The 16563-nt window shown below is 51.4% G+C and carries 9 protein-coding genes; 5 read left to right on the top strand and 4 right to left on the bottom strand.

Annotation, left to right across the window (positions count from 1 at the left end; genetic code table 11):
- The first annotated feature begins 303 nt into the window (after positions 1–303).
- The 5 genes from GNT65_RS02705 to GNT65_RS02725 all read left to right on the top strand — a co-directional run bounded on the left by GNT65_RS02705 (position 304) and on the right by GNT65_RS02725 (position 11321).
- Complete coding sequence (locus tag GNT65_RS02705; protein WP_160793559.1) at positions 304–2121, top strand: S8 family serine peptidase; 1818 nt, start codon at positions 304–306, stop codon at positions 2119–2121.
- A 352-nt stretch (positions 2122–2473) separates the two neighbouring features.
- Positions 2474–5962 carry a S8 family serine peptidase gene (locus GNT65_RS02710; RefSeq protein WP_160793560.1) on the top strand — a complete coding sequence of 1163 codons (3489 nt, stop codon included), beginning with the start codon at positions 2474–2476 and terminating at the stop codon, positions 5960–5962.
- Between the two features lie 115 nt (positions 5963–6077).
- Positions 6078–7082, top strand: coding sequence for a proprotein convertase P-domain-containing protein (locus GNT65_RS20730; protein ID WP_160793561.1), 1005 nt, complete (start codon positions 6078–6080; stop codon positions 7080–7082).
- 251 nt (positions 7083–7333) lie between these two features.
- Positions 7334–8440 (top strand): phosphoribosylaminoimidazolesuccinocarboxamide synthase, encoded by a 1107-nt coding sequence (locus GNT65_RS02720; RefSeq protein WP_160793562.1) that lies wholly within the window; start codon positions 7334–7336, stop codon positions 8438–8440.
- Positions 8441–9158: 718 nt separating this feature from the next.
- The gene (locus GNT65_RS02725) at positions 9159–11321 is read left to right on the top strand and encodes a M3 family metallopeptidase (RefSeq protein WP_160793563.1); all 2163 of its coding nucleotides are present in this window, start codon (positions 9159–9161) and stop codon (positions 11319–11321) included.
- Positions 11322–11438: 117 nt separating this feature from the next.
- On the opposite strand, the gene lpxM is transcribed toward GNT65_RS02725, so the two are convergent.
- The 4 genes from lpxM to pheS all read right to left on the bottom strand — a co-directional run bounded on the left by lpxM (position 11439) and on the right by pheS (position 16182).
- Positions 11439–12374 carry a lauroyl-Kdo(2)-lipid IV(A) myristoyltransferase gene (lpxM, locus tag GNT65_RS02730; RefSeq protein ID WP_160793564.1) on the bottom strand — a complete coding sequence of 312 codons (936 nt, stop codon included), beginning with the start codon at positions 12372–12374 and terminating at the stop codon, positions 11439–11441.
- A 120-nt stretch (positions 12375–12494) separates the two neighbouring features.
- Positions 12495–12791: an integration host factor subunit alpha gene (gene ihfA, locus GNT65_RS02735; protein ID WP_011866012.1), complete on the bottom strand. Its 297-nt coding sequence runs from the start codon at positions 12789–12791 to the stop codon at positions 12495–12497.
- A gap of 4 nt (positions 12792–12795) precedes the next feature.
- A complete protein-coding gene (pheT, locus tag GNT65_RS02740; protein WP_160793565.1) occupies positions 12796–15183 on the bottom strand; it encodes a phenylalanine--tRNA ligase subunit beta in 2388 nt (795 codons plus the stop codon).
- A gap of 15 nt (positions 15184–15198) precedes the next feature.
- The gene (pheS, locus tag GNT65_RS02745; RefSeq protein WP_160793566.1) at positions 15199–16182 is read right to left on the bottom strand and encodes a phenylalanine--tRNA ligase subunit alpha; all 984 of its coding nucleotides are present in this window, start codon (positions 16180–16182) and stop codon (positions 15199–15201) included.
- Positions 16183–16563: the final 381 nt, after the last annotated feature.

Here is a 16563-nt window from a genome sequence, read left to right on the forward strand (position 1 = left end):
ACAGTTTTTGCCCCCAAAGATCACCTCCTTCACCCCACAGGCACTCCAAAAATGTTTTATATTTGTTAAATGGCATTTGATCATTTGAATAGATTTGTATATAAATGTATATGCTGTGGCAGTTATTCACGGGTCGGCTTCATGCCAAACCCAGATAACCATGCCATGAGCTTAGCCCAATCCTACATACATTAAACAGCGACGGGACACCTGGGTCAGCAGAGGTTTATCGAATAAGGCAGGATAAAGGCCATTTCGTCATAAACAACAGGCTGTGCCATAGCGTCTCGTGGAGCATATAATATGAAAATCAGTAAATTAGCTAGCATGATATCTCTTCTCGCGCTAGGCATTGCCACCTCGAGTCAGGCAGCAGACAACCGCTATGTTATTCAGGTCGACAACCAGCATAAGGGCATAGTGAAAGCCCTGGCGGTCAAATCCGGCGCGACCATCAAGCTCGACGGCGATGGCTTCTTCGCCGCCACCTTTGACAACCAAGATCTGGCTCAGGTAAAGGGCCTGCTCAACAACCCTCATGTACGGTTAGTCGAGGAAGATCAGCGCCGCACGCTACAATCTCTCTACCAGGATGACGCCGGGGATCCTATGCAGGCTCAGGTAACCCCCTATGCTGTCTATCAGTCTCAGGCAGATCAGGTAGATTTTGTGCCGGGCACAGCGACTAAGGTGTGTGTGATCGACTCAGGGCTGGATAGAAGCAACCCAGATTTTAACTGGGGGGCCATCACAGGCGACAACGACTCAGGCACAGGCGATTGGGATGTCAACGGTGGCCCTCACGGCACTCATGTTGCCGGGACGATAGGCGCCGCCGACAATGGGATAGGTGTGGTTGGTATGGCACCTGGTGTCGAGATGCACATCATCAAGGTCTTCACCGCAAGCGGCTGGGCCTACTCCTCCGATCTGGCCCATGCCACAGACCTGTGTAGCCAGGCAGGCGCCAACATCATCAGCATGAGCCTAGGTGGCGGCGGAGCCAACAGCGTCGAGTCAAATGCCTTCGAAGCCTTTACCCAGGCAGGTGGTCTGGTGGTTGCCGCCGCGGGCAACGACGGCAACAATAGCCGTTCATACCCAGCGGGATACCCTTCTGTGATGATGATCGGAGCAAATGATGCCGATAACAATATCGCCAGTTTCTCGCAATTCCCAAGTTGCAGCAGCGGCCGGGGAAAGCGTGCGACCATGGATGAAAATATCTGCGTAGAAGTCACCGCTGGGGGCGTACAGACGCTGTCGACCTATCCGGCTGGCATGTCGACCATGGCGTCAATGAGTGCCGATGGCGTTTATTACGATTCTGCCGCGATGGAGAATGCCGGTTCGGCCTCAGGTAGCACCTACTTTATGGGCACCGCCGAAGCTATAGACAGCGGCGCCAACGGTAAGGTCTGTATGATCGACCGCGGTAACATATCATTCCACGACAAGGTCGCTAACTGTGAGGCGTCCGGCGGCATTGGTGCCATTATCATCAATAATGTCGAGGGTATGCTGTATGGCACATTAGGGGATGCCAACACCACCCATATCCCGACCGTAGGTGCAGCCCTTGCCGACCGCACGCCGCTCTTGTCTGCAACCATGGCAACAGTGAATATTAGCGCATCGGATTACGGCTACATGAGCGGTACCTCGATGGCGACGCCAGCCGTATCGGGCGTGGCGGCACTGGTTTGGTCAAACTTCCCTGAATGTACTGGTAGCGAGATCCGCCAGGCATTGAAGGCGACGGCCGAAGATCAAGGGGCACCGGGACATGATGAGTATTTTGGCTACGGTATCGTCAAGGCCAAGGCCGCTTACGACTACCTGCTAAGCGGTGGCTGTGATGGTCAAGATAGCCAACCTGGCACATTTAGCCTCACGGCTGAATATGAATATGCGAAAGGCAAACACAGAGTCAATCTGGCCACGGTAGCGGCACCTACCCCTATGGTGGATCTCTACCGCAACGAGCAAATCATTGCCACTGTACCGGCCGATACCTTCTATACAGATAGCTTTGGTCGCAAGGAAAGCGGTACCTTCAGCTACAAGGCCTGTGAGGAAAATACCCAGAACTGTACTCAGGCTCAAAGCATCAGCTTCTAAGCTTGGCTTAGCTACTTAAGTGGGCAGAGATCAGGCATTTGATCTCTGCCCTTTTTCCGACAGGGAATATTTAAGGCTAAACAGCCTGCCCGCGCGACTATCTTTCTTTTCCCCAATCAGATCAAGCTGCTACAAGCACGACCTCCCCCACGATGTATACAACAATTAACATTTAAGATAAAAGTGTGACAATTTCGATAAACAAATGTTGATCAAAATCAAACCAGGGTATATAAATGTATACATATGGCATACAAATGTATGTGATATCGCCCTATTGAAGACCTCATCAAGTAACTGGGTGCGACAACACTGAGTACTTATAAATTTTATAACAACAGGAGAACAGTTGATGACTACACCCAAGAAATCATCTTCCAAGCTGCTCACAACACTATTAGGTGCCTCGCTCTTAACCGGTTTGAGCCCTGTAGCACTGGCCGTATCAAAAGCGCCGCTCAAGGCGATGCCTAAATACGATCAACAATCTGTCATCGTTAAGTTCAAACAAAAAGTAGCGAAAAAAGATCGTAAAGAGCTTATTCGTAATCTTGGCGTATCTTTCAAAGATAAGAATAACGACGGCGTGGATGACCGCCTGCGTAACATAGCTAATGGTCGTCTCGCGGTACTAGAGCTTGGTCAAGGCCGTAAAGTCGATGCGGTATTAGCAGGCCTTAAAAATCATCCTCTGGTTGAATATGCAGAGCCAAACTACATAGTACACACCACTGCGGTGCCTAACGATACCTCATACACAAGTCTTTACGGCATGCAGAAGATCCAAGCGGAAACAGCCTGGGACTATGTGATAGGTGATTCTTCTGTCGTTGTAGGTGTGATTGATACAGGTTTCGACTTTAACCACCCTGATCTGGCTGACAACATCTGGACCAACCCAAATGAGATTGCTGGCAACGGTATCGATGACGACGGTAACGGTTATATCGATGATATCCACGGCATCTCAGCCATCCTGGATAACGGTAACCCCTCTGACACAGGTGCTCACGGTACTCACGTATCTGGCACTATCGGTGCCAAAGGTAACAACGCCCTAGGCGTTGCCGGTGTAAACTGGCAAACCAACATGGTCGGCTGTAGCTTCCTCGGCACAGGCGGCGGCACCCTAGCCGATGGCGTTCAGTGTATCGACTATATGATTGGTCTTAAAAATGCTGGTAACAACGTCCGCGTCCTTAACAACAGCTGGGGAGGCGGTGGCTTCACCCAAACCCTGAAGGATGCCATTTCGGCGGCTAACAATGCCGACATCCTCTTCGTAGCTGCGGCGGGTAATGACTCGGCCGACATCGACAACGGCGGTTTCTATCCTGCCGGTTACGATGTACCTAACGTAGTAGCAGTAGCTTCTACCGACAACGCCGACAACCTGTCTGGTTTCTCTAACTACGGCGACCAACTGGTTCACCTGGCTGCACCGGGTTCATTTATCCTGTCAACGACGCCTAACAACAGCTACGACACTTTCAGCGGTACTTCAATGGCCACACCTCACGTAGCCGGCGCTGCCGCCCTGATCCTTGCAGGTAACCCGAACCTGACCACGTCACAGCTAAAAAGTGTACTAATGAATACGGGTGATACGCTTGCGGCTCTGGAAGGCAAAACCATCTCAGGTAAGCGTCTGAACCTTGCCAACGCCCTGATCGATTCAGGCGGAGCGGGCCCTTCTTTCTTCATGGAAGCAACGCCAACTAAATCAACCATCAACCAAGGCGACAGCCAGGCTTACGCTATCGATCTGGTTGCTGCGGGCGGTTTCAACGGCACAGCGACTATGAGCCTGACCAGCGTACCTGAGCTCAACGCAGATGTCCTGTTCGCACAAAACCCGGTTGCGGGCGACACGACTAACACCATGACGATCAATACGACAGAGCAAACTGCACCTGGTACGTACAACATGACTGTCAACGCTACCGACGGCAGCGTTTCTAAGAACATCAACCTAGAGCTGAAAGTATGGCCTCAGGGTACTGTCTCTACTATGCTGACCAGCAACCAAGTCGTGCCTATCAGCGATAACGATCCTTCATTCCCTGCTATCAGCACCATCGATGTTCCTTACGACATGACGCTGACGCAGGTGGAAGTGTTTGTCGACATCACACACGCCTGGGCATCTGACATGCTTGTGTCTGTCATTTCACCATCTGGCGAAGAAGTTATTCTGCATGACCGTGCGGGTGGTAACGGCACAGGCCTGGTTGGCAACTTTATTCCTACCGAATACGAGTTGGACAACGCACTTGGCGAGTGGACACTGAAAGTCGTAGATGAAGTTGCAGGCGATACGGGTGCTATCAACAACTGGTCACTAAAACTGACTGGCGCACCTTCTGCCGGTACAGATTTCGTACCAAACGTACAGATCGTGACACCTGCTAACCAGGGTGCCTACCTGACCGGTGAAACCGTCAGCTTCAGCGCAAGCTCAAACGACACCGAAGACGGCGACCTGACTGCCGGCATCGTTTGGACGTCAAGCATCGACGGCGAGATCGGTAACGGCGCGACCTTCACCAAGTCTAACCTGTCTGTAGGCGACCACGTGATCACTGCGACGTCTACTGATTCGGCGGGCCAGGCAAGCACAGAAACGGTTAAGCTGTCTGTTGCTGATGCCAACACTACGGTTAGTGGTGTAAACAACACGGCAATCGCTATGCCTGAGATGGGCGGTAAGGTATTCACTGAAATTGACCTGCCTACCGGCGTTGCTATCGATGCTATCGAAGTCAATGTTGATATCTCGTTCAACTCAGTTCAATACCTGAACGTATGGCTACAGTCTCCGACAGGCACCATGGTTAAACTGGTTACCTGGCGTCAATTCTGGAACAAAGACCTGGTTCATACCTTCACGCCAGTAGAATTTGCCGGCGAATCAAGCATGGGTACATGGCGCCTGTTTGTTGAAGATACGTCAAGCTACACAATGGAAGGCGTACTGAACAACTGGAGCATCTCGGTATCAAACGGCGACGCGGTACTTCCGCCTCCGGCTGAAAACCAGGCCCCAGTGATGACTATCAATGCCCCCATGGGTGGCTCTAGCTTCAACCTGGGCGATAGCATCACTTTCGACGGCAGCGCAATTGATGCCGAAGACGGTGACCTGAGCGCAGGCATCAAGTGGTACTCAAACTTCAACGGCCTAATCGGTGAAGGTGCCCTGTTCAGCACCAACACACTGAGCGCCGGTGACCACATAGTGACTGCTGTGGCGACTGACTCGCAAGATGCGTTCGACCAGGCACAAGTTAGCTTCACCGTTGTAGATGCACCAGCTAACGAAGCCCCCGTGGCCAACTTCAGCTTCACCGCTACCGACCTTGACGTCCAGTTCAGTGACCTTTCTGGTGACAGTGACGGTGCGGTAAGCAGCTGGTCATGGGACTTCGGTGACGGCGCAAGCTCTAGCCTGGCGAACCCTAGCCACAGCTACGCAGCTGCCGGTACTTACACGGTAACACTGACCGTAAGCGATGATGATGGTGCCCAGCACTCAGTCACTCAAGAGGTCACTGTAACTGAGCCTGTACCAGAGCCAACTCTCTCTCTACAAGGTACTGCAAGCACTGACGGCAAGCGTGTCGTTACAAGCTTGGCTTGGACTTCACCAACGAAAGTGACTGTTGATGTATACCGCGATGGTGCGCTAGTTAGCTCAGGTGTAAAAAAAGACAGCTACACAGATCGCTTTAGCTCTACAGCTACTAGCTTCACTTATCAGGTATGTGAAACTGGCACCAGCGAGTGTTCATACGAACTCAACATAGTGCCGACAATCAAGGTAAAAGGTAAGAAAAACTAAGACCGACTCGGAGGGCGCTGTAAGGCGCCCTCCTCTATCCACTCAAATCGACATGAATTTACACAAAAGTTGGGGCAACTCGCGCCCGACCAAACCAAGAACCGAGGCACAAGAGGTGAAAAAAACCTTACTAGTGTTATCCATACTCTCCACGCTATCTCCCCTCGCTCAGGGCTCAAGCGAATTTCACATCTACCAGGCTAGGTATGACGACCCTCTACTCAATATGGTTGACCAAGACAGCACGACACTCGACCAGTTTTACACTCAACCTAAAACCAGACAGGCTTTAGAGGAGATTAAGCAAAGCCTGAACCACTCTAACGGTAAGCAAAACAACAAAGAGGAAAACCCGACACCTAGCCTCAATAATCACTCAAGCATCACGGCGAGAGCCAAATCGCAAAATAAGAGCACACGAAGTTTTAGCCTCTCTGTAGCAGACCAAACCCAGAGTATGCCGGCGGGCAAAACAGCCACCTATCACTTCTTAGCCCAGGGCAACGACCAGTGGCAAGGCAACATCTGCCTCAGCCTAGCCTCTTCCCTGCCTGGCGCCAGACTCTCCAAGCAAGAAATTCGAGCAGGTGAAACCTTCCGTCTGTCGATCCCATCCAATAACGACACCCGGTGGGGTGACTACATGTTCACTATCACTGCGTCGGCCGATAACGGCAGCCTGGTTCAACAGCAGAGGGTCAACCTAAACTTGCTCCCAAACAACATTCGTCAAGTTACTCAGGCCAACCTTAGCAGGATGCCGATCGACGACAATAACCCTGAGGGTATACAGAGCACCATCTTGATGGAAGATGCGATAGCCGCCTTCGCCGTGCGGGTATTGGTCAAGATAAGCCACCCCTGGCACAGAGATCTAAAATTAACCCTTAGCTCCCCAATGGGTACCCACTACAATCTTGAGAACCAAAACTTGGTCTACCAGAATAGTCAATATCAGGAATACTCCACTGATGCATTCAATAATGAAGCTATTCAGGGACATTGGACCCTGAAGGTAGCCGACCTGGCCGCAGGCGACAGGGGGATATTGCGCGGCTGGCAGCTGATGATATCCGGCTATTCCCCCGCTCAGTCAGAACAGGCAGGCGACCCTCCTTAAAGCTATCGCCTTATTGAAGCTAAATACCCCACTAGTCAATTACTCGTCCTTGCTTGAGGAAAAGCGCCTACAAGTACTTTTTCGCCTACAAATAAGCCAAACAGACAGGTAATAAGGCAGCCATCTTCCCCCTATAAGAACACACTGTTTTCACAAAATAATTAAGCGGAAAAGGCTGTTGTCCATTGGCAGTTCTGCTACAATTTCGCCGTAATTTCCTCCTCTAACATTACATATAAAAATAGTACCCTATGAATCAATCTAATAAAGTTCTAGCCGTCAACGATGATCTGCCTATCCGCACCGACAAACCGGTACATTCAGGTAAAGTGCGCAGTGTTTATTGGTTAACCGCCGAAGACAGCGCGCGTCTGATAGAACAGAAAGGTTATGACGTTCCCGCCGAGACACCGCTGGCGATCATGGTGATCAGTGACCGCATCTCTGCCTTCGACTGCATCTGGCAAGGCGAAAACGGCCTCAACGGCGTCCCTGGTAAAGGGGCGGCACTCAATGCCATCTCTAACCATTGGTTCAAGCTATTTAAAGAAAAAGGCTTAGCAGACAGCCATATTCTGGATGTGCCACATCCTTTCGTCTGGATCGTGCAGAAGGCACAGCCCGTGATGGTCGAGGCAATCGCTAGACAATACATCACAGGCTCAATGTGGCGAGCCTACAGCAAGGGCGAGCGAGACTTCTGTGGTATCACCCTACCAGAGGGACTGGAGAAGGATCAGAAACTGGAAGAGGTACTGATCACTCCATCGACCAAAGGTGTACTGACAGGTCTTGAAGGTGTTCCAGAAGCCGATGACGTCAACGTCTCACGTGCAGATCTAGAGCGTCACCTGGAAGGCTTTAACTTCCACAGCAAGGACGATATCGATCTATACGAGAAACTGCTTAAAGAGGGCTTTGGGGTGATCAGCGATGCCTTGGCGGCGCAGGATCAGATCTTCGTCGACACCAAGTTTGAGTTTGGTTATGTAAAAGATGCCAGCGGCCAGGAAAAACTGATCTACATGGATGAAGTAGGCACCCCTGACTCATCACGTATCTGGGACGGTGAAGCCCGTCGTAACGGCAAGATCGTCGAGAAGTCCAAGGAAGGCTTCAGACAATGGCTACTAAACCACTTCCCCGATCCCGATATCCTGCTCAACAAGGAACGTATGCCTGAGCGTTTTGCCCTGGCGCGCGACAACAAGCTACCGACCGAGGTGATGATGGACATCTCTAACACCTACGTAGGCATCGCCGAGACCATCATAGGTGAGAAGCTGCACCTGAGTGAGAACCCTCGCCAGGAGATCATCGATATCCTGCGCGATGAATACCAGCTGATCCAAGCATAATGACGACTCAACCAGGCTAGTTGTGCCGGGTTAATTCGACAAACACAAGGCCAGTACCTACACAGGCGCTGGCCTTTTCATTCTCGAGCTTGTTCCTATACAGCTTCGTTCCCCCAGCAAGCGTTACACTAGCAGTCATTCTCACGCAGATATTTCAGCCCCTACAAACAAGCACCATCAAGATGAAAGAAAATTAATCTCCTGACTAAGACCGACGCTCGTGCCTGCATGCACCCGGACTAGCGCCTACAACAGGCAGGGCGAATATGATTAAATGAGAAAGTCCTGGCGAGATCGCCACTTGAGGTGCGACTAAGCTAGGAGCCTAACTCTAGGGGAGGCAGGCAGCGAAAACAAAAATAATAGTCGTTATATATCAGCATCATAAAGGCAATTATTAGCACTATCATCAGCTAACTAGCTAGCGCAGGCCCGACAATGTCTTCATCACACAGCTCTTAGCATAGCCTGAAAACCACAGGACTCACCATGCCAACCCCATCACAGGAAGTTTAAGATAAGTGGCCAGACACCTCATATAACAGCCAAATAACAGAGTAGCCTTAATATTTTCTCACAACTTTATTAATCCAATCTTAAGCATTTGATTTGCCGCCCCCTTCCCCCCTTGATATGGTATGGCGGCAATCACATCTTTAGCGCCCCCATGCCTGTTAGGCAGATAAAAACTATTGGGCGCCAGCAATAGGGAGAACCCATGCGTAAGTCTATCCTCACCACGGCTGTCTTAGCCGGTCTATATCTCACAGGCTGCTCACAAGCGGATCAAGCTGCGACCAATGTCGACGCAGCAAATACCCAAGCGGCGGAACCTGCCACCCAGGCAAGTGAAACTCAGGTCAATGCCAGCAACGTACTGCTCAACAAGAGCAGCCTACAATATCAGGCACCAGAATTTGACCAGATCACCTTCGATAATTACGCGCCGGCATTTACCCAAGGGATCGTAGAACACGATAAAGAGATCCAGGCGATCATCGACAACAAGACCGCCGCCGATTTCGACAACTCTATTATCGCCATGGAGAAATCCGGTAGCCTACTCACCCGGGTGGCTAAGACCTTCTTTAACCTGGCCAGCGTCAACTCCAACAGCCAGGTGCAAGCCCTTGAAGCCGAGCTGGCGCCCAAGCTGTCCGCTCACTGGGACAACATCTTCTTAAACCCTGAGCTGTTTGCCCGCGTCGAGAGCGTCTACAAGACCCGCGACAGCCTAAGCGCCGAAGATAAGCGTCTGGTCGAGTTTTACTACCTGGCTTTCGAGCGCGCCGGCGCCAAGCTATCTGACGCGGATAAAGAGAAAATGCGCGAGCTTAACGGTCAGCTAGCCAGTCTGACCACAGAGTTTTCTAAGAACGTTCTGGACGCCTTTAAGGATGAGGTGGTCATAGTGACAGATAAGGCGGAGCTCGATGGCCTATCTGACGCCGAGATCGCTACTCTAGCCCAGGCGGCTAAAGATGCCGGCAAAGAGGGATACCTAATCACTCTAGTGAACACCACTCGCCAACCTATCCTCTCCAGCCTGAATAACCGTGCGCTAAGAGAGAAGGTCTGGAAGACCTCGGCAAACCGCGCCATGGCGCTTAACGGCCCGAATATCGTCAAGCAGTCACACCTGCACGCCGAAAAGGCGGCGTTACTGGGCTATGACTCCTGGGCAGCCTACACGGTAGCCGATCAGATGGCTAAGACACCGGCGGCCGTGTATGAGATCTTAGATGACCTAGCCCCTAAGGCTGTGGCCAAGGCCAAGCTAGAGGCGGCGGACATTCAGGCGCAGATTAAGGCATCGGGTCAAGACTTCGAACTGGCACCATGGGACTGGGCCTATTACAGCGAGAAGGTTCGTAAGGCCAAATATGACCTGGATCAGAGCCAGGTCACGCCTTATTTCGAGTTTAACCGCGTCCTCAACGACGGCCTCTTCTTCGCCATGAAAAAACTCTACGGCATCACGGTCAAGCCGCGCAAAGATCTGCCTGTATGGAACCCGGATGTGCTGGCCTATGAGATCTTTAACAAAGACAAGAGCTCAGTCGGTATCTTCTATCTGGATCCTTATGCCAGAGAAGGTAAGAACGGCGGCGCCTGGATGGATGAGTTTGTGACCCAGAGCGGCCTGCTGGGCACTAAGCCTGTGGTCTACAACGCGCTGAACATTCCAAAGCCAGCCTCAGGCCCAACCCTGATGACCTATGATGAAGTCAGCACCATGTTCCACGAGTTCGGTCACGCCGTACATGGTCTCTTCTCTCAGGTGAAATATCCAAGTGTGGCAGGTACGGCGACACCGAGAGACTTCGTCGAATTCCCATCACAGGCCAACGAAGACTGGTCTATCGATCCTGAAGTTCTAGCCAACTACGCCAAGCACTATCAGACCGGCGAGCCTATCCCAGCAGAGCTGCTGAAGAAGGTCCTGGCGGCGAGTAAGTTTGGACAAGGCTTCGATACTACAGAGTATCTGGCGGCGGCTATCCTGGACATGGAGTGGCACTCCATTGGCGTCGATGCCAAGATCGACGACGTGGCTAAGTTTGAGCAGCAGGCACTGGCGAAACACGGCATCGATTTTGCGCCTATCCCGCCACGCTACAAGTCAACCTACTTTAGCCATGCATTCGCCGGCGGGTATTCGGCGGGCTACTACGCCTACCTGTGGACCGAAGTCTTTGCGGCAGACGCCTTCGACTTCATGAGCCACAACGGCGGCCTGTCACTGGAGAACGGTAACAAGTTCCGCGACAACGTGCTGTCTAAGGGTAACAGTGAAGATCTGATGCAGGACTACATCAAGTTCACCGGCAGAAAGCCAACCGTGGATGCCCTGTTAAAGCACAGAGGCCTGACGGAATAAGTCTGGATTTTCAGGCATTAAAAAGCGGCTCATTGAGCCGCTTTTTTTATCACTATCTGCTTCAGCGCGATCTTTTCCCTAACTCTAACACTAACCTTCAAGAGCTTACTTTAAAAGCTAGTAGATAGACGCTTCGCCCGACGGACGGGTACGCAGAAGTTTGAGGAACCACATATATTGCTCAGGATAGGCGTTAATCACCTGCTCCACCGCGCGGTTTAATGCTAAGGCCTCATTCTCCTTGCCCTGCATCTCCTCGGGTGAGATGGGCGGCAGTACCGTCAGCAAATACTGACGCTTTTGCTGATCATAGCCAATCTTCACTGGCATCACCTGAGCATTACCGGCGGAGGCCAGACGCCCCACCACAGGCAGAGTAGCCTTAACCGTGCCAAGAAATGGCGCAAAGACACTCTTCTCAGGGCCTAAGTCTTCATCTGGCAGATAGAAGAAACTGTTATCGTTTTTCAGCTCGGACAGGAGCGCACGAATGCCCGCCTCCCGCATATAGACGTTGCCGCCCTTAGAGCTACGCATACGGTTATTAAACCAGTCGAACAGCTTGTTGCGATGAGCCTTGGCCATGGTCACCATGGGCAGCTCTAGGTTCAACCTAAGCCCCGCATACTCTATGCCCCACACATGGGGCATGATGAAGATAACCGGCTGACCCGCATCACGGGCGCGCTGCACATGCTCGAAGCCTTCAAGCTGAACGCGGCGACGCAAGTGAGCATCTGAGCGCAGCAGAAGCTCTGACTGCGCCAACAGGATCAATACAAAATTCTCGATATTTTCATCGAGTAGCTTATCGATCTCTCCCTTCGATTTATCCGGGAAACAGGTCTCCAGGTTCGCCCTGGCCACCCTGAGAGGCTTCTTGGCGATCTTCTTCACCAGACGCGCGAGCAGGCGCGCAATAGGATCCCTTAGCCAGGCGGGCATCAGGCCGAAAAACACCAACAGCCCTATGGCAAACCAGGTGGGCCAATGCTTAGGGTGTAATAACTCGGCGCGAAAGCGACGATCGAAATACTTAGGTTTTCTAGACAAGAGTACAACCTCTTACTCATCCAGCGCCTGTAACCACACAGGCTTAAACAACAGATAACCAGTTCAGAAGAAACAGAAAAAGCCACTCAAGGAGTGGCCTTCTCTATGTATTAAGTCGGATTATTTACCGGCGTTAGCCTCTTCAACACGACTCTTAAGTTTCTGTCCTGGACGGAAAGTCACCACGCGGCGAGCAGAAATCGGGATATCCTCGCCTGTTTTAGGGTTGCGACCCGGTCTTTGATTTTTGTCCCTTAGGTCAAAGTTGCCAAAGCCAGATAACTTGACCTGCTCACCGTTCTCGAGGGCTTGACGAATTTCTTCGAAAAATGCCTCAACCATCTCTTTCGCAACTCGCTTGTTAATGCCAAGCGTTTCAAAAAGATGTTCTGCCATTTCGGCTTTGGTAAGTGCCATACTTTTAATCCCTCAACAGTGCGTTGAACTCGGTCTTGAGTTCAGAAACTACCTTTTCTACCATTTCAGCAATTTCTTTCTCTTCAAGTGTACGAGCGTTGTCTTGTAGTGTAAGTGCAATCGCCAGACTCTTTTTACCTGGTTCAACACCTTTACCTTGGTATACATCGAACAAGTTTAAGCCAACCAACTGATTTTCGCCAACTTTTCTTATCAAATTTACAACATTTCCTGCCGAGACATCTTCATCAACCAGGATGGCAATGTCACGTCGGTTTGCTGGAAACTTAGACACAGTCTGGGCTTGCGGCAAACTTGCGTGCAATAAGGCGTCTAATTCGAGCTCGAATACGATGGTTTTACCATTTAAGCCGAAGGGCTTTTCCAGGCTCGGATGGACGGCACCAATGACACCAATCACACGATCATTTCTTAAGATTTCAGCACATTGCCCCGGATGAAGCGCCGGATGAGATGCTTTTTTAAAAGTAAATTCATCCTCTGAAACTGTCAAGCCGATAATGGCTTCGAGATCGCCCTTAAGGTCGAAAAAGTCTACAGTTTTTGATTCCATCGACCAATGTTCGTCATTTTGGTTGCCGGCAATGACGGCACCCAGCATAGCCTGCTGACGCACGCCAGATTCTGCATTGGCATCGGGCACGAAGCGCAGACCGGTTTCAAACAGGCGAACACGGTTTTGCTGACGGCTCTGGTTATAACCCACGGCGGTCAACAGACCTGTGAACATAGACAAACGCATGGCCGACATCTCTACCGAGATAGGGTTTGGCAACACCATGGCATCAACACCCGGATGCACCAGCTGCTGCAGCTTAGGATCGACGAAGCTATAGGTCACGGCTTCCTGGAAACCTCGGGCCACCATCATGGCGCGCACACGCTTAAGGTCGATATCGGCCTCGTTGTGCAGCGGCATGCTTAGCGCGGCAACCGGCGCAACGTTCGGAATATTGTTATAACCATAGATGCGGGCAACCTCTTCGATAAGATCTTCTTCGATCACCATATCGAAACGGTAAGTCGCCGTGGTCACCTGCCAGTTATCATCGCTGCGTGATACGGCAAAGCCCAGCCGCTCGAGGATCTCGGTCACATCGGCATCGCTAATGTGATGACCCAGCACGCGGTCTAGCTTGCTGCGACGCAGCAGAATGTTGGCAGGCTTAGGCAGATGCTCGTCGGCCTTTGCTTCGACCACAGGGCCGGCTTCGCCGCCACAGATCTCGAGTACCAGACGGGTCGCTCTGTCCATCACCTTGTGTTGCAGCTCAGGGTCGACGCCGCGCTCGAAGCGGTGTGACGAGTCGGTGTGCAGACCCAGGCGACGGGATTTACCCATGATCGCCAGCGGCGCAAAGAAGGCACACTCTAACAGGATATCCTGGGTCTCGGTTGTCACACCCGAGTATTCACCACCGAACACACCGGCCAAGGCCAGCGCTTGGCTGTTGTCGGCGATAACCAGGGTGTCGTTTGGTACAGTGACTTCGTTGCCATCGAGCAGGGTAAGCTTTTCCTCACCATCACCCAGACGGATCTGGATCTTGCTGTCGATTTTAGCCAAATCGAAGGCATGCATAGGTTGACCAAACTCGATCAACACATAGTTAGTGATGTCGACGATAGGATCGATAGAGCGAATACCACTACGACGCAGCTTTTCCTGCATCCAGAGTGGCGACTGCGCCTTAACGTTCACGTTTTTCACCACACGACCTAGGTAACGCGGACAGGCACTCGGTGCCTGGTTATCGATCTCGATAACATCGTCGATGCTAGGGGTTACGCCTTCCCATGTAGGGGTAACAACCGCTTGACGGTTCAGTACACCCACTTCGCGGGCCAGGCCGACCATGCCGAGACAGTCGGCGCGGTTAGCGGTAAGATCCACATCTATGATCGCATCGTCGAGATCCAGGTATTCACGCACATCCTGACCAATCGGCGCGTCCAGCGGCAGTTCGATAATGCCATCGCTCTCGATATCGATTCCCAGCTCACCATAGGAGCAGAGCATACCGAATGATGGCTGGCCACGTAGCTTGGCCTTCTTGATCTTAAAATCACCCGGCAGTACGGCGCCCACCATAGCCACGGCCACCTTAAGGCCCTGACGGCAGTTTGGCGCGCCACAGACGATATCGATCAACTCATCCTGACCGACATTAATCTTAGTCACACGTAGCTTGTCGGCGTCTGGGTGCTGGCCACACTCGACCACCTCACCCACTACAACACCCGAAAATTCACCGGCTACAGGGTCGACGCCGTCGACTTCAAGGCCCGCCATGGTGATCTGATGTGACAAATCGTCACGACTAATACTTGGATTGACCCACTCACGAAGCCAAGACTCACTGAATTTCATTATTTACTCGCTCCGTTATTTGAATTGCTTAAGAAAACGTAGATCGTTTTCGAAGAATGAACGCAGATCATTAACCCCATAACGCAACATAGAGAGGCGCTCAACACCCATACCGAAGGCGAAACCTTGGTACTTCTCGGGATCAATGCCAACGCTGCGTAGCACATTCGGGTGAACCATGCCGCAACCCAAGACTTCTAGCCACTTACCGTTCTTACCCATTACATCCACTTCGGCTGAAGGCTCAGTAAACGGGAAGTAAGAGGGACGAAAGCGTATCTGTAGATCTTCTTCGAAGAAGTTACGCAGGAAATCATGCAAGATCCCTTTTAACTCCGCGAAGTTAACATTTTCATCGACAAACAGACCTTCTACCTGATGGAACATAGGCGTGTGAGTCTGATCATAGTCGTTACGGTAAACGCGGCCCGGAGAGATGATACGCAGTGGCGGCTTTTCCGTTTCCATGGTGCGGATCTGCACGCCCGAGGTTTGGGTACGCAGCATCAGCTTAGGATTAAAGTAGAAGGTATCGTGATCGGCACGAGCCGGATGATGCTCGGAGATGTTGAGCGCATCGAAGTTATGGAAATCGTCCTCGATCTCTGGCCCCTGCTTGACGCTGAAACCCAGCTCACCAAAGAAGGTTTCGATACGTTCGATGGTGCGAGTGACCGGATGCAGGCCACCGTTGTCGATGCGACGTCCTGGCAGGGTCACATCAATACTTTCGGCGCTCAGCTTAGCTTCGAGCTCCTGAGCCTTTAAACCTTCGATACGTTCGGACAGCTTTTGCTGCACCGCTTGCTTCGCCTGGTTGACCGCCTGACCGAAGGCAGGCTTCTCCTCAGGACTCAGCTTCCCCATCATCTTCATCATGTCGGTGATCTTACCCTTCTTACCCAGGTAATCGACACGAAGGTCATCGAGGGCTTTCAGATCATCTGTCCCTTCGATTGCCTGCAAGGCCTGTTCTACGATTTCTGTTAACTCTGACATCATCTCTTCCAGTACGCCCGCTCTCACGCAGAGAGCCAAGACTTTCTATATGCTGACTATTTAATCTTTACGAAAATAGAAAAAGAGACAAATTTTACGTGACCATAAGACATTTGACTAGGGCTTATTTGGTATTTTTCTAACGAAATCCGTGAGAAAAGAGCAAGCTGACCAAGCTTCAGACTCAGATAGGCTAAAAAGCCATCCCAAAATGTAATTTTGATTCGCCGCGATCACAGCATACATGTACACTTGAGCCGTACCTTATTTAACAATAACGATAAATCCCCAGTACAAATAAACAACAAACAAACGCCCTGCGGCAAAATTTTCGTTAAGTAATCAACTTGCGATCCGATAACGAGATCATCCCCGGGCGGC

The organism is Shewanella insulae (assembly GCF_009831655.1).
GTDB classification, from domain to species: domain Bacteria; phylum Pseudomonadota; class Gammaproteobacteria; order Enterobacterales; family Shewanellaceae; genus Shewanella; species Shewanella insulae.